Origin of the sequence: Paenibacillus doosanensis (assembly GCF_025060755.1) — a bacterium.
Classification (GTDB): Bacteria; Bacillota; Bacilli; order Paenibacillales; family NBRC-103111; genus Paenibacillus_S; species Paenibacillus_S doosanensis.
In genome coordinates, this window is the sequence record NZ_JANYUY010000052.1 from 1 (window position 1) to 21,658 (window position 21,658).

At 56.4% G+C, this 21,658-nt stretch carries 14 protein-coding genes; 2 read left to right on the forward strand and 12 right to left on the reverse strand.

Annotation, left to right across the window (positions count from 1 at the left end):
- Positions 1–304 precede the first annotated feature (304 nt).
- The 9 genes from N0M98_RS27235 to N0M98_RS27275 all read right to left on the reverse strand — a co-directional run bounded on the left by N0M98_RS27235 (position 305) and on the right by N0M98_RS27275 (position 13,538).
- A complete protein-coding gene (locus N0M98_RS27235) occupies positions 305–1,831 on the reverse strand; it encodes a hypothetical protein (RefSeq protein ID WP_259619717.1) in 1,527 nt (508 codons plus the stop codon).
- A 33-nt stretch (positions 1,832–1,864) separates the two neighbouring features.
- Positions 1,865–3,424 (reverse strand): leucine-rich repeat domain-containing protein, encoded by a 1,560-nt coding sequence (locus N0M98_RS27240; protein ID WP_259619718.1) that lies wholly within the window; start codon positions 3,422–3,424, stop codon positions 1,865–1,867.
- 237 nt (positions 3,425–3,661) lie between these two features.
- Positions 3,662–5,347, reverse strand: coding sequence for a DUF6138 family protein (locus N0M98_RS27245; protein WP_259619719.1), 1,686 nt, complete (start codon positions 5,345–5,347; stop codon positions 3,662–3,664).
- A gap of 361 nt (positions 5,348–5,708) precedes the next feature.
- On the reverse strand, positions 5,709–7,238 hold the full coding sequence (gene ahpF, locus N0M98_RS27250; RefSeq protein ID WP_249863397.1) for an alkyl hydroperoxide reductase subunit F: 1,530 nt from the start codon (positions 7,236–7,238) through the stop codon (positions 5,709–5,711).
- 13 nt (positions 7,239–7,251) lie between these two features.
- A complete protein-coding gene (gene ahpC / locus N0M98_RS27255; protein ID WP_249863398.1) occupies positions 7,252–7,815 on the reverse strand; it encodes an alkyl hydroperoxide reductase subunit C in 564 nt (187 codons plus the stop codon).
- Positions 7,816–8,390: 575 nt separating this feature from the next.
- Positions 8,391–9,761, reverse strand: a complete 1,371-nt coding sequence (locus tag N0M98_RS27260) for an MBL fold metallo-hydrolase (RefSeq protein WP_259619720.1) — start codon at positions 9,759–9,761, stop codon at positions 8,391–8,393.
- Positions 9,761–11,437, reverse strand: coding sequence for an ABC transporter permease (locus tag N0M98_RS27265; protein ID WP_259619740.1), 1,677 nt, complete (start codon positions 11,435–11,437; stop codon positions 9,761–9,763). Before N0M98_RS27265 ends, N0M98_RS27260 begins: the two co-directional genes overlap by 1 nt.
- 9 nt (positions 11,438–11,446) lie before the next feature.
- Positions 11,447–12,544 (reverse strand): ABC transporter substrate-binding protein, encoded by a 1,098-nt coding sequence (locus N0M98_RS27270; RefSeq protein ID WP_259619721.1) that lies wholly within the window; start codon positions 12,542–12,544, stop codon positions 11,447–11,449.
- A 19-nt stretch (positions 12,545–12,563) separates the two neighbouring features.
- A complete protein-coding gene (locus tag N0M98_RS27275) occupies positions 12,564–13,538 on the reverse strand; it encodes an ABC transporter ATP-binding protein (protein WP_249863401.1) in 975 nt (324 codons plus the stop codon).
- Positions 13,539–13,722: 184 nt separating this feature from the next.
- On the opposite strand from N0M98_RS27275, the gene N0M98_RS27280 reads away from it, so the two are divergent.
- Positions 13,723–14,619, forward strand: a complete 897-nt coding sequence (locus N0M98_RS27280; protein WP_249863402.1) for a LysR substrate-binding domain-containing protein — start codon at positions 13,723–13,725, stop codon at positions 14,617–14,619.
- Positions 14,620–14,857: 238 nt separating this feature from the next.
- Positions 14,858–15,967 (forward strand): glycoside hydrolase family 88/105 protein, encoded by a 1,110-nt coding sequence (locus tag N0M98_RS27285; protein ID WP_259619722.1) that lies wholly within the window; start codon positions 14,858–14,860, stop codon positions 15,965–15,967.
- 173 nt (positions 15,968–16,140) lie between these two features.
- Here the strand turns inward: N0M98_RS27285 and N0M98_RS27290 are convergent, their stop codons facing one another.
- The 3 genes from N0M98_RS27290 to N0M98_RS27300 all read right to left on the reverse strand — a co-directional run bounded on the left by N0M98_RS27290 (position 16,141) and on the right by N0M98_RS27300 (position 21,602).
- Positions 16,141–19,419 (reverse strand): glycosyl hydrolase, encoded by a 3,279-nt coding sequence (locus N0M98_RS27290; protein ID WP_259619723.1) that lies wholly within the window; start codon positions 19,417–19,419, stop codon positions 16,141–16,143.
- A 27-nt stretch (positions 19,420–19,446) separates the two neighbouring features.
- Complete coding sequence (locus tag N0M98_RS27295; RefSeq protein ID WP_259619724.1) at positions 19,447–20,421, reverse strand: aldo/keto reductase; 975 nt, start codon at positions 20,419–20,421, stop codon at positions 19,447–19,449.
- Positions 20,422–20,531: 110 nt separating this feature from the next.
- Entirely contained in the window at positions 20,532–21,602 is a 1,071-nt protein-coding gene (locus tag N0M98_RS27300; protein WP_259619725.1) for a Gfo/Idh/MocA family protein, read from the reverse strand.
- Positions 21,603–21,658: the final 56 nt, after the last annotated feature.

The window sequence follows — 21,658 nt, forward strand, 5'->3', positions numbered from 1 at the left end:
TTTCGTCGACGCGCTTCTACGCACAGATTTCGCCGTACGCAGGCATCCTAGCTACGCGGGGGCTTGGCCCCTCCCGCGACCGGATTTTCACCGGCTAGAAGATGCGTGCCTCTGGGCACGCTAAACAACGAAAAAAGGCCGCAGCAAAGCTGCAGCCTCGTTCATTACTTTCGCGAATAGCGGCGATACACTAAGGCCTTCCTGTCGTCAAGCTCCGACAAACGGGCGGATCGGACGAGAGCCGGAACGAACAGCGAGTACGCCTTTATTCACAGCTTCATCCCCTTTCCGCTGCTAACGGTTATCAATAATCGCGCAGGCTGTCGAACAGCTTCACCAGCGCTTCGACGTCCGCTTGGCCGCCCGCCGCTTGAAAGTTTTGCAGCAGATCGGTCAGCACGGTATAAATTTCTTCCCGCTCCACCGTTTCGATGAAACTCCCCCGCCGGTCCATCCGGTTGAACGTCTCAGTATATGCGGCAACCAGCGCTTCCAGCTCCTCCCGAACCGCCGCATCGCTCGGTCCGGCCGAAGCGGAGCGGAGAGCGAGACTTCGCAGCGCCGATTGTGTCTTCTTGTACAGCGAAGCGGCTTTGCGGGCGTTGGCTGCGGAGATATGCTCGCGACCGTCCCAATCCCGGAACGGATTATCGAGATTTTCCGCCAGCCATTCGGTTTTGCGGGCCTTCGTGATGTGCAAATCGAGACCGGCCGCCGCCTGCTTCTTGTAGCGCGCTTTGATCGGCCCGGCCGCTTCGGCCGGCAGGCTGGTCATCCACAGCCATTCCAAACGCGGCAGCTTGTCCGGCCCGGGGAACTGCTCGCCGGTAAAGCCGAACAGATCGTACGTGCTGAATCGCTGAAGCTCCGGCAGCGCAGCCAGGCTGTCCATGCCGGTCAGCGTGCCCGGCTTGCCCCACAGACGCAGCTCGCGCAGCGCCGGGAAGCGCCGCACGACGGCGGTCAAATCGAGCGACGCGATGCCGGTCAGATGCAGCCCGCCCAGCCGATCCAGACCGATCAACGCCGGCAGCTTCGCGGTATTGTGCACTGTAAGCCAGCGTCCGTCTTCTTCAGCGGCGATGCGCAGCTCCGGCGAAGCGGGACCGGTCAGCGTGAGCTGCCGCATGTCCCGGTTCAGTGTCAGCTGCCGCAGCCCTTCGGGCCGGATAGCGAGGCGATTCAAGCGGCAGGCGCTTAAATCAAGGTCCGTCCCTTCGACATGGCTGACTTGCAGCTCGATTATGAACGGGTTGCCGGCAATGAACGCAAGCAGCGGTTCGCTCAGCGTATCGGCGTGAATGCGCGTAAGGCACGGCAGCTTCTCCAATTCGGATAGATCGGACAGCTGCCGCAGCAAATCCTCGTCAGCCGCGCTTGTCGAACGCGACAATGACCGGCCGCCCACATCGACCTTCGCGCGGTCTTGAGCGGCTTCCTTGAAGCGCTGCCGCAGCTTGGGATCGATGGCTTCCCAATTGCGCTGGCGTGCCATGCTGCCGCCCGTATCCCAGCTGCCGTAGCTGACCACTTCTTCCTCCGCAAGCGGCGGGAGGCTGCCGACCTTTGTGTACCCTGCCGGCACGACGGCATCGACGTACGAATGATCGATCCGGTCGTTCCAGAAAAAATAGTTGCAGATCAGCGGCTTCATCTGCCGCAACTCGCTCTCGGAGGGCGGGGCGTCGCCGAGCCAGTCAAGCTCGAGCACGGCCGCCAGCGGCTTTCCTTTTGCGGATTCGGGCAGCTTGATATGCGTGATCTGACAAGCTGCGTAGCTCCGCAGCCTTTCGACATAGACGCAGTAAATATCTCCGGCTTCAGGTATCAAAAGCGCCCCTCCTTTCGTTTTTTTACCAACAAGCTATTCAGCGTGGGCGCGCTTCACATACTCGTACCAAATGTCGCTTTCCTCGTCCGTCATATCGCCGGTGATCGAAGAAAAATCGATGATCCTGTCGAAGCGATCTTTTAATAACGCAAATTGCCGGTAAGAGGCCGTTATTTTGTTCAGCGAGGCCGAACGGGCCAGCTCCTCCAGCTTCCCGATGTCAGGGGAGCCCGACAGCTCCAGGGAACGGAGATGGTCAAGCCGCGCCAATGCGGAAATATCTTCGACTGCCGAATCCTTCAATACGAGAGTTTGCAGCTTCCGGCATGATTCCGCAAACTGCAAATGCGCTAGATCGGCCCCTTCCAGCACCAGCTTGCGCAGGCCCGCGAGCTTGCCCAATACGGCCAAGTCGTCCGAAGTGACGGTGCCCAATTCGGAAATCGTCAGCTCGCTGAGCTGACGAAGCTCGGATATACTGCGAAGCCGCTCCGCATCGGGAGCGGAAACTTGCAGAGAGCGCAAGCTTTGGACCGGCTTCAGCGGCGAGAAGTCACGAACCTGCGTATGCTCAAGATCGACCGCCCTCAGTTTGGGAAGCGCGCTGAGCGGAGACAGATCGGTTACGGCCGTATCGGAAAGCACCAGTTCCTGCAGCTGCTCCAGATGCTGCAGCGGGCGAAGGTCCGAAACCGGATTTTTCGCCAAATACAGCACCTTCAGCTGCTTGCAGCCGCTTAAGGCTTCGACGGAACGAATTTCGTTCGCGCTCAGAACGAGCTCGCGCACATCGCTGCATGCTCCGAGCGGAGCCGTATCCGTCAGTCCTTGATCGATCAAATAAAGCCGCTTGGCGCGAAGAAAATCGTCCGGAGCGCCGCCGCTCTCGATCACTTTCTCCTTCCAGCCGTCATCCAGCCCCTCGAACCATTGCTGTGCATCCTGCCCGCCCGGCTCCCCGAATCGGATCGGCTCCAGCACGGGCAGCTCGATCCTGCGAATCGCATCGAGAAAATGAACCGCACCTTCCTTGCCGAAGGTCCAAGAGACGTACTCGTCCTCCTCGCGATGGACAGTGTACGAACCTTCTTGAGCCGTATCGCGGATAAACTGCAGCAAATGTGAGAGATGGCGAGCAATGACGTATTTGACCTCTTCATCGCGGCCAAAATTGATCACCTGTCCTGCTCTTCCTTGATCCGCAGGGTCCAGATCGATACCGATGTGGTTGCCCCCCCAATCTTTGGCGATCGGCAGCCAATACCGGTTGATGTACTGCTCCTTGATCCAGCCGGCGGGAACGGAATAGTGCTCCGCTTCCCAATTCTCATTTTCGAGCCCGGTCCAAATTCTCCATTCCGCCATCATCCCGTCCAGCGATAGAAACGGCAGACCCATAAACAAGCCCGGGCCGCCGTCCTGCTCCCCGTTATGGATCAGATAAAGCTCCCGCAGCTCCGGCGGCAGACCGAACCCCAATTCCGCTTCCGCGCTTCGAAGCTCCTCTTCCGATGCCGGCGGGTTTAACGATGCGGCCAGCTCGGGCAGATCGCTCTGCAGCAGCTCTGTAATTTCGTGAAGCAGTTGTTTCATCGTTCCAAGCTCCTCCCTGCATGAATCTCTCTCGTATTTCTAAAAGGGTGGTGAAACACGCCCACTCCGCATGCGAAAGTCGCTCTTGTCCCCGGATTTCTTGAATAGATAAGCCCATGAAACGGGGGAAATCCGGGAACAAAGGCGAACGCTAAAGCTTCTCCAGCTTGCCTCCCCGTCGGTTAACTTCTCAACACTTTGCTTCAAGCTCCAGCTCCATCCCATGCTCCGTCCGTCTTACCTGCGCTTGTCCATTCGCGCCAACAGAGTGGCGAACAGCCGCCGCTCCTCTTCGTCCTTTTTCTTCCGCGCCCGCGTCTCCAGGTTTTTCCTGCCTCCCCAGATCATATCGATCAAATGCTCGGCCTCGTAGGTATCGAACGGCTCCATCAACGCTAATAGAGCTTGTAAATTGGCTGCCGTTTCGAATCGGGCCCGCTCCTTGGCGAACTTCCCCTCATTGCAGCGCATAAGAGAAGCTGCGACGGTCGGAAGCGTCGATGCGTCGACGCCGTAATGCTGAATCAGCGCGAGCGCAAACGGCTGCTGTACCGATTGATGCTCCTGATCGACCAGGCTCATATAAGCTTCCACCAGCGGGAAATAGCGCTTGTCCGCCAGCCCGAGGCCGAATACGGCATAAGTGCCCGGCATGCAGTTCTTCTCCCCCTCCGTATCGCCGTACCATTCGAACTCTCCCATAGCTAGCTGCGCATAAGCTTCCAGCTTCGGGAACAGCTCGCGATATTGCAGCGCGTTGGCAAAGAACCGATGCGTCTGCGATTTGGCCAAGCCGGGGACGGGCAGCTGCTGTTTGGCCTTCGATTTCAGCTTGATTTGGTAACTTCTGGAGAAACCCTTGCTCAGCAGATTGCAAATAAAATCAAGAGCTTTTGCATAGCTGTCCGCGCTCTCCTCCCGGATATGAATCGTTACCGTCGCAAAAATATCGTTAGCGCTGCATTCGAGACGTTCGTCCTTGTAAGCGACGTCCGCCGGGTCGAACGTGCCGCTGCCTTCTCCGATGCACCGCTGCGCCTCGGCACTGCCGAGCTCCTGCAGCAGCTCCAGCAGCCCGATGCCTGTGCTTCGGCTGTAATTCGGTTCGTGCTTAATGATCAGGATCGCCGTCTGCAAAGCGAGCCGCATCTGCTGCGGGTCGATGACGGACAGATCGATGCCCTCTTTTTTCGTGTAGGAAGGGAGTCCCCATTCCGGTTTGGAGCAATGAAAATAGATCGGAAGAAATTCGTTTTCGGTCCAGCCGCGCAATGCGCGAATGAACGTAGCCCTATGCTCGTCCAGCTTCTCCTTGTTTTTCTTGTTCAGCTCCATAACCCTGTCGTAGATGCGCAGCCATTGGTCGACATCCATAGCCGGGTACAGACCGGGATCAAGCAGATGATTGGAGAGGAAAAAGCTTTCCAGCGGATCTGTCGGATACTCCTTGGCGTTGAGCTGATTTCGGATATATTGATCCATTCGCTCCAGCAGCTCCGTTTTCTTGCGTTCATTGATATAATCGACGACGATGACGTTTAGCGGGCCTTCGGCCGTCGTCCATTTGCCCGCAATCTTGAATCGGTAATGGAGCAAGGGACTGTCGTCGTAAGCTCGAATGCGGCTCGACAGCTTTTCTCTCAGCAGCGGCAGCAGCTCTTCCGTAATCTGTTCCGTGGTGAGCGGTTCCGTCGCTCTCGCTCCCTTGCGCTCGACTTCCGGCGAGCCCCAATCATCGTCGAACGAGAACACGCGGATGTCCCCCTCGTCATACTCGAACCGGGCATAATCATGGATGCCGATCTGCAAGGATGTGCGCCGCACGGTTTTGCCGGCATCCAGCTTTTCGATTTGATCGAACCATTCGTTCAAGCTATCGGATATTTCATCCGCAATTGTCATTATTATCGTTTGTTGTTCCATTGTTGTTCGTCTTCACCGCCAATACCAAATTATCGAACCTGTGATGCCGTCACGCCTTTCGGTTGCTTCCCATTGTAACGATCCCCGCGGCGGCCAGCAGGCAGCCGAACAGGAACGGCGGGATAAAGTAAGCGAGGGCTTCGGTATCTGATTGCCGATATTTGTTTCTATTCCCATCATAATGGAACTCGCCGCTGTCGAAAATACGCTCAGCAGCCTATAAACATAGGACTGTCGGTCTTCAACTAGGTCCGGGATCACATCAATGCCGGGTGGAAAAAAGCCGCTGCGGCAAAAAAAGACTCCCTCCTACCGAGGCAGATGTTAAATCTGCCTGCGGCAAAAGGGAGCCTATCCGTTATTAATTTCGAATGAGGTAATCGAATGCGCCTAACGCTGCATTGGCGCCCGATCCCATCGAGATGATGATCTGCTTATACGGGCTGTTGGTGCAATCGCCTGCGGCGAATACGCCAGGGACGTTCGTCGCGCCGTGGCGGTCTACGACGATTTCGCCGAAGCGCGTGCGTTCAACGGTGTCGGCCAGCCAATCGGTATTGGGAACAAGACCGATCTGAACGAACACGCCCTGCAATTCCACATGATGCTCTTGTCCCGATTCCCGATCGACATAAGCAATTCCGTCTACTTTGTCCGTACCGGTAATTTCCTTAGTCTGCACGTTTTTGTGTACCGTTACGTTCGGCAGGCTGTAAAGCCGCTTCTGCAGCACGGCATCGGCTTTCAATTCGGGCATGAATTCGAGCACCGTCACATGCTTTACGATGCCTGCCAGATCAATCGCCGCCTCGATGCCGGAGTTGCCGCCGCCGATGACGGCGACATGCTTCCCTGTGAACAGCGGGCCGTCGCAATGAGGGCAGTAGGCAACGCCTTTGTTCTTGAATTCCGCTTCGCCGGGAACGCCGACATTGCGCCAGCGTGCGCCGGTCGAGACAATGACGGTTTTGCTTTTCAGCACCGCGCCGTTTTCAAGTTCGACTTCGATGAGATCCTTCTTTTCCAGACGCTTGACGCGCTGAAGCTTCATGACGTCAATGCCGTATTCCTTCACATGCTCCTCAAGACTCGCTACAAGCTTGGGGCCTTCGGTATATTTGACGCTGATGAAGTTTTCGATGCCCATCGTATCCATAACCTGGCCGCCGAAGCGTTCGGCGACAATCCCGGTGCGGATGCCTTTGCGAGCCGCATAGATCGCCGCGCTGGCGCCGGCGGGACCTCCCCCGACGACAAGCACGTCGTACGGCTCTTTATCCGCAAATTCGGACGCGTCCGGAGCCGTCCCCAGCTTGGCAAGTATCTCTTCGAGCGTCATGCGCCCGCTGCCGAACGCCTCGCCGTTCAGATAAACCGACGGCACGGCCATGACGTCTCTGGTTTCGACCTCGTTTTTGAACGCGGCGCCGTCGATCATCGTATGACTGATGCCCGGATTCAGGATACTCATCAGGTTCAATGCCTGCACGACGTCGGGACAATTATGGCAGCTCAAGCTGACATAAGTTTCGAAGCGGTATTCGCCGCGGATGCCCTTGATCTGATCAATGAGAGGCTGTTCTACCTTGGGCGGTCTGCCGCTTGCCTGCAGCAGCGCGAGCACCAGGGAAGTAAACTCATGTCCCAAAGGAACGCCGGCAAAAACAACCCCTGTATTTTCCCCCGCACGGTTCACGCTGAAGCTTGGCGTACGGTACAGTTCGGTTTTCTCGACCGTGATTCTGGAGGACATGCCGGAGATTTCGTCCAGCAGCTCCAACATCTCACCGGATACGGCATCGGACCCTGCGCTCACTTGAATCTGCACGTCGCCTTCCATGAGCTGCAGGTATTGACCTAGTTGTTCCTTGATATCTGCGTCGAGTGCCATAAGCTTCCGCTCCTTAGATTTTTCCTACAAGATCGAGGCTTGGCTTCAGCGTTTTACCGCCTTCTTGCCATTTCGCAGGGCATACTTCGCCCGGATTGTTGCGTACATATTGAGCAGCCTTCACTTTGTTTACCAGAATGCTTGCATCACGGCCGATGCCGCCTGCATTGATCTCAAGAGCTTGAATGACCCCGTCCGGATCGATAATGAACGTACCGCGGTCCGCAACGCCGTCGGCTTCGATCAGCACGTCAAAATTGCGGGAGATCGTATGCGATGGATCGCCGATCATAATATAAGTAATTTTTCCGATCGTCTCGGAGCTGTCATGCCAAGCTTTATGTGTAAAATGAGTGTCCGTGGAAACGGAATATACTTCAACGCCAAGGCTTTTCAGCGTTTCATATTGATTTTGCAAATCTTCAAGCTCAGTCGGGCATACGAATGTGAAGTCGGCAGGATAGAAGCAAACGACGCTCCATTTCCCTTTGAAATCCGCTTCCGAAACGTCGATAAACTTGCCGTTATGATAAGCCGATGCTTTAAATGGTAGAACTTCTTTTCCGATAAGAGACATAATGATGTTTCCTCCTTAAATTTGGGTTTGATATAGGTTCATGTAAAATAATAACGCAAACCGTCGTTTTCATCATGAAGGTATGATGAAGAAATTATGAATTTATGATGAAGAAAGGGAATATTTCAAGTTGGCCCCCTTGCTTCTCGCTAAAACCTCGACTTCTCGCGACTCTTATATGCTGTGATGAAACGCGCCTGAGCATACATGCTCAATCCTTAAAGACCTATACGCCCTCCGGCGCTTCGATATCCGAATGAATGGCGCCGTCAGCCTGCTTTGTATGTTTTACCCTAACAATACCGTACGCGGGTCTTGCTGTACCTTCAAGTTTTTCCATGAATGAATCATGTTCGGGCTCCTTCCCTGAGAGATCAGGAAATATTTGCTTATATACAAATTCGAGAAGCTCCGCCCATATCCTTTTTATACAGCTTCAATTTTAAGTTTTAAAAGTAAGGTGAACAAGTTCGCTGCAGCTTCCGTTTGATCCTCCCAAACGCTGCTGAAATCGGATGTTTGGATGGCATGCCAATGGCCCGCTCAAGCAAAATCCCAGCTTGAACGGGCTATGTTTATTCCTTGGAATTCGCTTGCAGAGCGTCGCCAATAACTAGCGAATGAAGACCTGCATACCCTTCCCGCGCGAGCTCGGCGCTTAATGCGTCCGTAGTCTCTTTGCCCGCATGCACCAGCACGGTTTCCTTGCTCGGCAGCGCATCCAGCATCGCCCGAACGTCGGGCTTGCCCTGATGCACCTTGTACCGGACAAAACGCGCTGCCGGATCGCCGACTCCGCCATCTTGTCCGGTGATCAGACGGCGGCCCAAGCTTCCTTGGGCGAGATGTCCGGTCAAAATGACGCGGTAGCCGCCACGGCGCTTGAGCACCTCGTAATACCACCGGCATTTGGCGGATTGCATCATCCCGTCGCTTGTGAAGACGATGGCTGCGGCCGGCGCAGCGCCGATCGCCCGTTCCCGGCCGGCCGGATCGTCCACAACCGTCATGCAGCCGTGTTGAAGCCCCCGGGCGATGCGGCCCGCGGCATTCTCGCGCAGCCAGGCACGCCACTGCAGCATGTCGGCCAGTCCGTCGACAATCTCCTTCTCCGCGACGATGCGGACGTCCGGGAACGTCTCCTGCGCCCACAGCAAGAGCTCCTGCCCTCTTCCGAAGACCGGAACGGGCAGCAGCACCGTCTCGCCGCGATGCAGCGCTTCGCCGACCGCGGCCTTCAGCAGCGCCAGCTTCTCGCCCTGGGAGTCGGGATCGCCGCCGTACGCCGCGTCGACGATCGCCAGGTCGACGGTCGGCCCGTTCGCCCGGGCCGAGCTCCGCCCCGCGCCGCCGAGGGCCGGCTGCGCCTCTTCCCCGCTGCGAAGCTCCGCGGCGGGCAGCGCCGGTATGTCGGCCGCCAGCAGCGCCGACTCCGACGTGTAATCGCCGGAGAAGAAGGCGAGCCGGCCTTCGATGTTCAGCAGCAGCCAAACCGAGCCGGGCAGATGGCCGCTGCGGCCCCAGCAGACGCTCAGCTTCGGCGAAAGCGCGAGCCACTCCCCGGGGCCGGCGGTTTCTTCCAAATACGCGTATTGAATCGCGTCGATATGTTCTTCCTCGTAGGGCAGCGGCGCTCCTTGTGCAGCGACGTACTGCTTCCAGGCGCGGAAATAAGCCGGCAGCTGCCGGACCGTTGCGCGCGTCGTCCATACGGCCCCGCGATAGCCGAGCTTATAAAGCAGCGGGATCGCTACGGAATGATCCTCGTGGGCGTGGGACAAGAAGACCGCGTCGAGCCCGGCCGCGGTCTCCCCGACTAAGGAAGGATATGCTCCGGGCCCTTCCTTCTTCACCCCGCAGTCCAGCAGCACGCGGGTTTGACGATGTTCGATCAAATAGCAGGAGCGGCCATGTTCTCCGGCTCCGCCCCATACGGTAACTTGCATTATTTCACACTCCACTTTTGTCTGGCGCTCAATAGGTTAATGCCGAGCAGCAGCAGCGTGGTCAGCCCGACGGAGACGACGGCCATCGCCATCCCGAGAGACACCTTGCCCTGCTCGAACTGTGAAAATATATAGGTCGCCGACGTTTCCATAGACGGCGGCAATATCATCAGCGACGCGACCAATTCGCGAACCGAGATAGTGAAAGTCATCATCCATCCGGCCAGCATCCCTGGAACGATCAGCGGCAGCAGAATGCGCCGGAAAATATACGCCGCGCTTCCCCCGAATACGCGTCCCGCCTGAAACAGCGATTCGTCCAATTGGGCGAAATTCGCTTTGACATACTGCACGGTATACGGCAGGAAGAAGACGACATACGTCAGCACGACCATCCCGTACGTATTGTACAGCGGAACCGGGTTCCACGGCGCGTTCCAAAGCAATATTAAGCCGACGACGATGACGATGCCCGGCACCGTATTCGGCAGCACGCTGAACAGGTCGGCGATGCGCTGCGGCCATGACCGGGCGCGCCCGATCATCAGCGCGAAATAAGTGCCGAGCAGGACCGATATCGTCGCCGCCGCCAGCGACAAGCCGAGGCTGTTCATGAGCGCTTCCATGCTTTTCGATCCCCAGGCCAAAAGCTCCGAGTAGTTGGCAAGCGTCATGTTGGACCATTCGAGGCCCGCGCCGCGCAGCTTCATCATCGAGGCGGCGATGATCGAAAAATACGGCACGCCGATGGACAGCAGCAGCAGGCCCACTACGTACAGCCAGACAAGCGCGCGCGTCCAGCCGTTCAGCCGGTACAGCTTACCGCGCGTGCCCTTGCCGCCGACGAGCGAATAGGTGAACCGCCGGCTGACGACGCTCTGTACATACCAGACTAGCAGGCAAGTGCTCAGCAGCACGGAAGCCAGCGCCGTCGCTTTGCCGAAATCGATCGGCCAGCTCGAAATGTATTTATGAATTTCCGACGTAAGCACATAGTAGCCGATTTTGCGGCCGAAGGTCGCAGGCGTGCCGAACTCGGCGATCGTTTTGACGAAGATGAGCAGAGCACCCATCGCATAGCTGGATAGCAGCAGCGGCAGAACGATGCGCCGGAAGCTGTACAAAAACCCGCCGCCGTGCACCGCCGCCGCTTCTTCCTTGCCGCCTCCGATCTGCAGGAGCGCGTTGCGCAAGATCAAGTACAGGAACGGGAACAGATGGAAGCTCATAATCGCGATCATCCCGACCTGGCTGAAGAAAACCGGCGTCACCGCAGCCGCCGCGGGCAGCAGCTGCTCCAGATAACCGTTCGTCTGCATGAACAAAATCCAGCCCATGGAACCGATGTAAGGCGGCGTCATAAACGGAATTAACAGCACGATGTCGAGCCAGCCGTGCCGTTTCAGCTCCGTCCGGGATAAAATCCAGGCCAGCGGCAGCGCCAGCACCGTCGCTCCGGCGACGACCCACAGCCCGAGCCAAATCGAATTCCAGAATACTTCGCCAAGTTCATTCTCCGCGATGGTGCGCAGCGGCTCGAGCAGGTCCAACTTCTCTCCGGTGCGGACGCTCGTCATCAGGATGAAAAAAAGCGGGACGACCACAAGCATCGCCAGAAGCAGCAAGGCTAGCGTCATCCCAAGATGTTTATGCGAAACTGTCTTTGCTCTCTGCATCATTCGCCTCTACTTAAACAGCTGGGTAAATTTCTTTGTAACCGCGTCGCCGTTGGTATCCATCCAAGCCCAATCGACTTTCATTTGCGGAATTTGCTCGACGCCCGGACGATCTTTGGCCGCTACGTCTTTGCGGCCCGGCAAGAGGTACGTTTCGGCGACCATTTTCTGCGCTTCATCCGACAGCAAGTAGTCGATAAACGCCTTGGCGTTGTCCACATTTTTGCTTGTCTTGACGATGGCGGCCGGACGCGGGCTGATCACCGTGCCGCTCGCAGGATAGATCATATCGATCGGCTCGCCTTTGGCTTTTGCCTGATAGGTCATATAGTCGACGCCTGCGGCTACGATGCTCTTGGAGCCGGTAATGACCGGATCGAGCGCCTCCTGGTTGGCGCCTGCCATTACCGCGCCGTTCTTCTTGTACTGGTCGAGCAGCTCCCAGCCGGAATCGCCTCTGGTGCTGAGGTAGCCCGTGACGAAATCGAGCGCCGAGCCGGACAAGGCGGGATCGGGAATATTGATTTTACCCTTCCACTCTTCCTTCGTCAGATCGGCCCATTCCTTCGGAGGATTTTTCACCAGCTTGGTGTTATAGCCGATGCCGAGCGCAGAGGCGCTGTAGCCGAAGAAATTGCCGTCTTTATCGGACCATTCGGGAATCAGCTTATCCGCATTTTTCGCCTCTTTATATTCCAGCGTCATTCCGCTCTTCTTAAGCCCTTGGGCCGACGGCAGCGAAGCGAGGACGACGACGTCGACGACCGGATTCGCTTTCTCCGCTTCCATACGGGACAGAATTTTTCCTGTGGTTCCCTGGAACATCTCAATTTTGACGCCGGTTTTAGCTTCATAGCCCTTCTGGATGCTTTCCGCCAGCTCCTTCGGCCCTGCGCTGTAGACGACCAGCTTGCCGCTCAGCTTCTTCTCTTCCTGCTTAGCCTCCGTTTTGGCCGGCTCCGCGGCCGCCCCTCCCGCCTTCGGCGCCGCTCCGTTCGTGGACGCCGCTTGCGGCGTCGTGCCGCAGCCTGCGATACCGAAGCCGACCATAGCCGTTAGCAGCAGCAGCGCCCCGTTTTTCAAACCTGTCGTCATTCTCGTTTTCATTGATTAAGCCTCCTATAAATTATGAAATATGATGAATATGCTTTTCCGACACATACAGGTTCGCTTGTTCTCCATGCGGCAGCCTTCGCTGATGATAAGCCGTCCAGAGCCCCAGTTCCCCCATGTCGAGCTGCACTTCATAACGATCCCCCAAATAGCTGACACTGCGAATCGTGCCCGTATACCTTTGTTCTTTGTCTTCCGCTTCGTCCTCCGGCCGCCAGCGGATATGCTCCGGCCGCACCAGACTCCGGTCTTTCGCCAGCCAATTGGATTTGCCGATAAACTGGGCGACGAAAGGATGCTCCGGCGCGCCGTAGATGTCCTCCGGCCGGCCGATCTGCAAAATTCTCCCCTGCTTCATGACGACGATTTCATCGGACATAGACATCGCCTCGGTCTGATCATGCGTGACATACAGCGCGGTGAGTCCGATATCCCGCACCAGACTGATCAGCTCGAGCCGCATTTCGTCGCGGAGCATCGCATCGAGCGCGCTGAGCGGCTCGTCGAACAAGACGAGCCGGGGCTTCGTTACGACGGCCCGGGCGAAGGCTACCCGCTGCTGCTGTCCTCCCGACAGCTGATGGGGGTATCGGTCCTCCATCCCGCCGAGCCGGACCTGATCAACCGCTTCCTGCACCTGGCGCTTCAAATCTTTGGTCTTTCCCGACGCCCGCAGCCCGAAGGCTACGTTCTCGAACACGGTCATATGGGGCCATAGCGCAAAATCTTGAAAGACCATGCCGAACCCGCGCCGGTGAGCCGGCTGTTCGATGCGGCGGGCGCTCGAATACATGCACTCGTCTCCGACGGCAATTTCCCCTTGATCCGGAGTTTCCAGCCCGGCGATCATCCTCAGCAGCGTCGTCTTGCCGCAGCCCGAGGGCCCAAGCAGCGTCGTGAAGCGGCCTTGACGGATGCGCAGATCCGTAGCATGCAGCGCCTGCACGTCATCGAACGATTTTTGTAAGCCTTGAATTACGACATCCATGGATTTCCCTTCCTATCTGTCAGTCAATCTATTCACAGTGTACAAGCTCAAATGCAGAGAAATATTATCGCCACGTAAAGATTTTGTTAAAAATATCAATGGATTCTATTCAAATCCATAGATTTTTTCTATACTGGTTGCGTACGGTTTACCGAATGGAAGGAACGGGAGGACAGCCAAACCTATGAATATAAATCTGTTGAAGCTGCAAATCGTAGAACTGCTGGAGAGGCATAAAAAGATTACGGCGGTTGCCGAAGCGCTCGGTTTAAAGCAGCCGACGATCACTTTCCATATGAAAAGCTTGGAACAGGAGCTGGGTGTATCGTTATTCGAGCACCGCTCGGGGAAAGTGCATTTGACCGAAGCCGGCAAGTCGCTGTTTCATTACTCGGTTAAAATCAATTCACTGGCGCAAGAAGCCGCAAGAGTCGTCAAAGAATTCGATCAGCTCGGCAGAGGCAGTCTGAAAATCGGCGCGAGCTACGTGCCGGGAACGTATATGCTGCCGCGCATTTTAAGCGAATTCGCCAGAGCCTACCCGAGAATCAGCCTGTCCCTTATGATCCGGACCGCGCCGGTGATCAAAGAGCTGATCCTTAATCACGAGATCGATCTCGGGATCATTTCCTGCGAGCCGTTCCAGCTCCCCCCGCTGCTGTCCGAGACGCTTTGCGAGGACGAGCTCGTGCTGATTATGTCGCCGCAGCACGGACTGGCCCGTCAACCGCAGCTGTATCCCGACCAGCTCGAGCAGGTTCCGTTTCTGCTGCACAGTCCGGAGTCCAGCACCCGCCAGCTGACGGCGAAGTGGGCGCAGAGCAACCGGATCGAGCTGCGGGGACAGATGGAATTCGATTCGCTGGAAGCGATCAAACAAACCGTCATGCTCGGCGAAGGCGTCTCGTTCGTATCCCGCCTTGCCGTTCGCAAGGAGGTCGAACGCGGGGAGCTGCTGGTCCGGCAAATTCCGCAAAACAGCTACAACCGCTACGTCTACGTCGCTTTCAACGAGGACCGCAGCCAATCCGCCGTTTTGGACGAATTTATCGGCCATTTGCGCCGGGAGGTCCCGGAATAAGCGAGGAAGAACGCATGCTTTGGCAAGGATACACGCCCGGTTAACATGCAGCCGACAATCGCTCTCTATACTCCTATAGATTTATTTGCAGGAAATGATATTTTTCGTTGCCCGAAAGATCGAAAGAAGATACAATGACAAGTGAGTTCTGTCTTTATATTGTTTTACACCCGGTTAAGCGCTTTGCTTGTTCCGGTAATCGCAATAAAACAAACATAAACAAAAAGGAGCTGCCGTCATGCAGGAAACGATCCAACGCGAATTAAAAAAAGTCATCAATCAGCTGCTGAATTTAAAAAGACCCGATAACGAGAGCCAATTAAAGGAGTTGTCCGACGAGGGCAAAGCCTTGGGGTACTTCCCTCGCGACTTCGGCATGGACGAGTGGGACTGGCCGCAGGGCATCGGCTTGTACGGCTTAAATAAACTGACCAGTCAAGAAGGCTTTGACGGCGGTTACCGGGAATTCTTCTTGAACTGGTCCAACGAACAGATCGAGCGCGGGCTGCCGCTCAAAAACGTCAACACGACGGCCCCTTTGCTTACGCTGATGGATTTGCCGAGCATCGAGAAGCTGGCATTGGAATGGATGCAATGGGTTGAGCGGGAATGCCCGCGGACGAAAGAGAACGGAATTCAGCACGTCACCTCCGGCAATACGTCCAAATTCGAATTAAACCTGCATGACCAGGAAATTTGGATCGATACGTTGTTCATGGTGGTGCTGTTCACCGCCAAAATGGGCAAAAAATATAATAATGCGGCATGGATGAACGAGGCGGCTTACCAATTCGCGCTTCATATCCAATATATCTTCAGCCCCGAAAATTCCTTGTTCTTCCATGGCTACGATTTCAATAATCAAAACAATTTCAGCGCAGCGCATTGGTGCCGCGGCAACAGCTGGTTTACACTGGCCGCTCCCGAATTTTTGGAAATCATGCAGGATTCTATGACGGCGGAGTCCCGCGAGCTGATTTTCGGCACCTACAAAGCCCAAGTGGACAAGCTGGTCGAATTGCAGCATGAAAGCGGCCTGTGGCATACTCTGCTCGACGATCGGGACAGCTACACGGAAGTATCCGGTTCGGCTGCGATTACGGCGGGCATTCTGAAGGGAATCCGCCTCGGCCTGTTGGACGCAAGCTATTTGGAGCCGTGCCGTAATGCGGTTGCCGCGGTGCTGAAGAACATCTCCGAAGACGGCACGGTGCTGAACGTTTCCGCGGGAACTCCGATTTGCGAGAGCAAAGAGGATTACAAAAAGATCGTTTTCGCGCCGACCGCCTACGGACAAGCGTTAGTGATCGTGCTGCTGGCCGAAGCGCTGTATCATCCTGAATTGTAAGAACGAATCCGCAATAAAGCTTGAGCAATCAAGCTTTATTGCGCCCCTTTTTTTAAAGCGCTTTCATTTGTAGGCAAATCGAATCCTCCCCGCAGGTAGTACCGCCAATGCTTGCTGTCGGCCGCACCTCCATGCTGAAGGCGGCCCGGAACGGGCCGCCTTGGATCAACTTGTTATTCCGCGCTCCTGACGTCGCGCAGCACATGGGCGCTGTAATCGAAATATTTGCCTTCCAGCAGTCCTGCCAGCGAAGTGCTCACCTTCACCTCGACGATATTGCTTCCTTGCTTCCATACCGCGGCATCTCCGCTCCACCGGTAAGGCGACCAAGGCCTTACTCCGATCCGGTGTCCGTTGACATATACTTCTGCGCAATCGTGAAATGCCGGGTCCCAGCGGCTGAATGTGAGATGGAAAGTGCCCTTCTCCGGCAACTTGCTCAGCTCAAACGACTTTTTGTATATCAACGTTCCTGCATAGTAAGGATATTCCGGGCAAGGTCCCGCCGCAAGCGGTACTCTGCCGACGGGACGCGCAATGACGGGAACCGTTTGCCCGTTAAACTGAACGGCGAAGTCGCCTTGCACATACAATGCGTCGATCACGCCGTCCCAATCGTGCCGAACGGTCATATCCACCGTCAGCCGGTTCACGCCGGATTTTAAGTGCCTCCTAATCGGGCAAACGATATTGAGATGATCATAGATAAACGCCGACTGAAAATCGGATTGCAGAAGCGGCGTTCCGTTCATCTTGATGACGTAATCTCCGGATATCGCGCTTCGGTCCATCATCAGCTCGCATTCGCTGGGCATCTCCTGGACAATAAACTCCGTTTCATACGTGCAGCGAACCGGATATTGGATCGACAATTTCTTCGGCGTGCCGAACAATTGATCGAACTGAAGCGGAAGCCGGGCAGCGGATGACGCCGCCAGATCGTCGCATTGGTCGATAAACGTCTTGACGTCAACCGTTCCTTCGCCCGCCTTGTTATTTTCAGCATTGTATAGACTTAATTGGAAGCGGTCGAACCGGATCGCATTATGTCCCTCCGCCTTCACCTCCCAGACGCCGGAAGCATCCAGCTCTATATCGCACCGCTCTGCGGATGCGGCCGAATCTTCTTGACCGCCGGAAAGCCGGCCGAGCTCCAGTAAATGCGACTCATAAGGCGCGAAGCTTAAAGCGACGGTCCAGCCGTTATCGTCCGCCTCGCAAGCGACGGGCTCCGCTTCTCCGGTTTCCAAGTTCAGTCTGCGGATTTGGAACGACTCTCTATCCATGTTCCCGGTTAGCTCCGCACCCAGCTGCAGCTTGATCCTCTGCGTCTCCCCTTCCTGATTGCTGACAAACACGACACGATGATCGCCGATAGCGCGAACCTGCATCAAGAAATTGCGGTATGTCCGGCCGTCGTCGCCAAACCGCACCGCCGGTTCCTTCAATTCGCTGAGCAGCGCGAGCAATCGCCCGCTCAGCTCGCCGCCTTCCGCTTGAGAAGGAGGTATAAAATAAAAGCTGTTCCCGCCTTTGATCCACGGAGCTTGCGGCCGCTCATCGCCCGCGTTATTCCAATAGTTCTCTTGATACGTTTCGCTCAAGCCAAGCAGCGCCGCAACCTCCGCCTCGGAAGGACTGCCCTCTTCAATCTTTTCGTAAGGCAGCAGCCCGGTGAAGACGACCTTGCCTCCCGCGCGGGCAAATTCGTTGATTTTGGACCAGGCGGCCGCTTCCAGATTGCTTATAGGCGGTATAACCAAAATAGAGTAGACGGCAGAGCCGATAACCAGCTTGTCCTCTCGCACCTCGGCGCGTTCCAGCAGCTCCGTATCCAGGTGATCGTAATCCCGCTGGGCCATCAGCAGCTCCTTGCCGATTTGGCTCCAGTCGGCTTTGAGCCGCTCCAGCCGGAGCTTCTCTTGTTCCTCGCAGCCGACGTAATCGAATCCTTTGACCGTCGCATGGATCGGGTTGCCCAGATGGGTCCAGAGGCTGGTCGTCGGGTCCAGCAGCGCGATGTCACGCACCGCGGAGCCTCGGCTCATCATATAGCTGATTCGTCCGGCATAATCGCTGAGCTCGCCGAAATGTCTCCAGTACGGATTTTGCATAAACTGCGAGGGCGGAGCATCATGCTTGGCAAGCCCGTCCAGCGTATAGAAGAAGGAATGGAAGTTGAAAAAGTTGATGCCCATGGCCGCCATCCGATCGATCATCCATTTGGCGTCCTGCAGCGTCATCGACCAGCCGACGCTGTGGAAGCACTCGCACAGCACCCGTTCATGGCCGAGCTGTCTGGAGAGCGAACTCGCCATTTTCGGATTGGAGCGAAAATTGGCGTAATATTTGTCGATCACCCAGTCGAGCGAACGGCCGAGCTTCTCATGGGCGCTGTCCGAGCCGACCACATGACTGTACAACTGGGTCGTCATGCGAACCGCCGGCACCTCGGCTATATATTGAAGCCCGTTCTCGTCGCACCAATCGCGGCATTGCTTATGATAGCTTTCCCGCAATACGTCATTGGCCGCCTGAAACAAATCGTACCGGAATCGGGCCGCTCCTTCGTAGGCTGAATCGACCAGCGCGTTCAAACGGTCTTTCACCTCGTAACCGGCTTTGGCCGCAAACCGCTGCGGCATGCGGGAAGACCATGGAAGACGGCCCAAATACCCGGTTTCATCCGTAAACATGCCCTTGATCGTCGTGCCGAAATATTGTCCGACCGTCTGCTTGTACCGCTCATGGGTCAGCTTGATGAACGTGCGCATCGCTTCTTCATGGCCGAAATCGACGAACGTGCCGTAATATTTGTAATCCTGAATCTCCGCTTCCATGAATACGTGAATTTCCCAGCGGCCGGCTGGGGCTGTCCAGCGCAGCTTTTTGACGGTGCGGTAGGTGAAGAAACGTTTGGTGTTGTAGGCTGTCAGTCCGGATTTCTGAAACACGGGGTCGGCTTGGGCATTGCCGATACGGGAGCTGACATCGATTTGCAGGTCCCACCGCTTCTCCCCGGTGCGGGGATCGATCGGTACGGCGGTGGCCGAAACCGTTCTGCCCCAAGGAAGCTCGAAATCGACGGCCTCTCCGTTCTCCGCAGTGACGCAGCGGTGCTCCAGCGTGCGATGCTTGGCGTCCGGATGCTCCAGAATCACTTCCCCTCCGGCAATGCCGCTCGGGTAAGGATACTCGTCGTACAGCCAGACGAGCAGACCGTGCCGCTTCGCTCTCTCGACGGCATAGGCCACCTTCTCGAACCAGGCGTCGGATAGGTAAGGAATCGTCACGCCCTGCCTGGCGCAAAGGAAAAAGCCGCCCAGCCCTTTATCGGCCATTTCGCGGATTTGCTCATCGATCTGCGCTTCCTCCATATCGCCGTTCCAGAACCAGAACGGGTAAATGCGGTATTCCGCAGACGGCGTTTTGAACTCGCTCGCATCGATCATTAGGAATCCTCTCCTCCCCTTATGATGTTAAGGATGAAACCGGATGTTTCGCAATTCGGCCAATACCGTATCGTCCAGAGCGCCTGCGGCGCATGAGCTTGCCAATTGCTCGGCCGTTTTGCATCCTATAATAGGGAACACCGGAAACTCGCGGGACAACAAATAGCCGAGTGCGACTTGCGTCATGGTGAGGCTGAGGCGCAAGGCCGTCTCCTCGACGAGCTTCAGCTTGCCGATGTTCGCCGCGGAAGCCAGCTTATGCGTCTTGACGGCATCGGCACCGGCCTGCAGCAAATCCGCGCTCCGGTAACGCCCGCTGAAAAATCCGGCCGCCTGCGAATTATACGGCACCGCGGGCAAGTCCGACCGCTCGTGATAGAGCAGCTCCTTCTCGTCCATCGCGACCATCGTAGGATCGTTCCCTGCGGGATACGAAGCGAGGCTCCATTTGATTTGGCTCGCCGCAAAGCCCTGCAAGCCGTGACGCATCGCCGCCTGCTGCGCGGCTTCAATCCGGTCCGACCGCCAATTCGAGCAGCCGAAGCAGCGGATTTTGCCCTGGCGGACCAAATCGTTCATCGTTTCCATAATGTCTTCTACCGGGCGCTCGCGATCGTCGCGGTGCAGCCAGTACAGGTCGATATAGTCCGTCTGCAGATGGCGAAGGCTCTCTTCGACATCGGCAATGATGTCTTCTCTGCTCAACCGCGGCACTTGCATTGTTTTCAGATGCGGGTGCGCCCCTTTCGTTGCGAGCACGACCCGGCTTCGCGCTTTGCGCGATGTCAGCCACTGCCCGATCGTTTTTTCGCTGAGACTCCGTTCGCCGGGCACCCAGTCCCCGTATACTTTGGCCGTATCGAGGAAGCTGCCTCCCTGCTCCAGAAAACGGTCCATCAGCTCGAACGAAGTGTCCCGATCCACGGTATCTCCGAAATGGGATGTGCCCAGACAAAGTACCGAAGGCGACAATTCGGTATTGGGAATACGCTTGATTCTCATCTGCTACCTCCATAGCTTTAACAGTGTGGTGAAACCGCTGCGGCGCCCATTTGATTCTCCAACCGTTTTTGAAACCGTTTGCAAATTCGATGTTTTAATGTTCTACTGTTCTAATGTTCTGTGGAGACGTCGGGAAGCTCCTGCTCCATGCGTCCGATGATGTCCCCGTGCAGCCGGCTCTGAAGCGGCAAATCGATACGGGCGTGGTCGAGGGAGCTGGCGCAAATGGCGTACAATATTTCGTATCCGTGCTCGCTGATGTCGAAATTGCACGGGTGGAGCTTGCTGCGGTCATCCATCCAGTCGGCCAAATCTTTCGTGTAATCCGCCTGAATGGCGTCCTTGACCTCCGGCGACCAGGCCGCCTCCTGCCCTTCCAGCACTTGTCCCTGCGAATGTCTGGTGAAGGCCCCCCATCGTCCGTCCGTTTCCGCCCAGGCGTAGCCGTGAGTCCCATGCACCGTCAGCCGGTTATCGGTCCAAAATCTGTCTTCGGATAAGTAGGGCGGGCTTAAGTAGCCGCATTCGATAATCCCGGTAACCCCGTTGCCGAAATGCAGCTCGCCCAAAGCATACTCCGGAGACGGATGGCTGTCCTCCAGCTTGCCTTTGCCGTGCACGTGGCCGACGACCCAATCGGCTTTGACGCCGCCGTTGATCCACAGCAAATAATCGACGAAATGGGTTCCCGAATTGTACAGCCATCCCCGCGTTTTCCCGTGAATACGGACGATCTCGCCGATATCTCCCGATTGTACAAACTGCTTTAATCTTACAAACGAAGGCAAATATTTATGCTGGTGACAAACGACGACTTGAATGCCGTGCTCGCTGCAAATCCGCGAGATTTCCCTAGCTTCCTGCAAAGAGCCCGCGATCGGCTTCTCCATCGCAATGGCCTTCACTCCATATCGGGCGGCCAGCCGCACATAGGACAGCCTAACGCTCGGCGGGGTGGCGAAGCAAAACACATCCGGCCTTACCTCCGCCAGCATCTTCTCGGTGTCGGAATATGTAAGACAGTCCTCGAAGCGGCTTTTTACGATCCTCAGCTTATCCGCGCTCGAGCTGCAAACGGCGCTGACCTGAAAGCGGTCCGCATGGGCTGCAAATCCTGCGAGGTGGGACCATCCCCTGTTGCCTAATCCCGAAATCGCGACCCGGTACAACGTCTTTTTCACCCTGCATCCTTCCTCTCGTCAAGTGTGATTTAATCATGGGCGTAGGGTCCGTTACC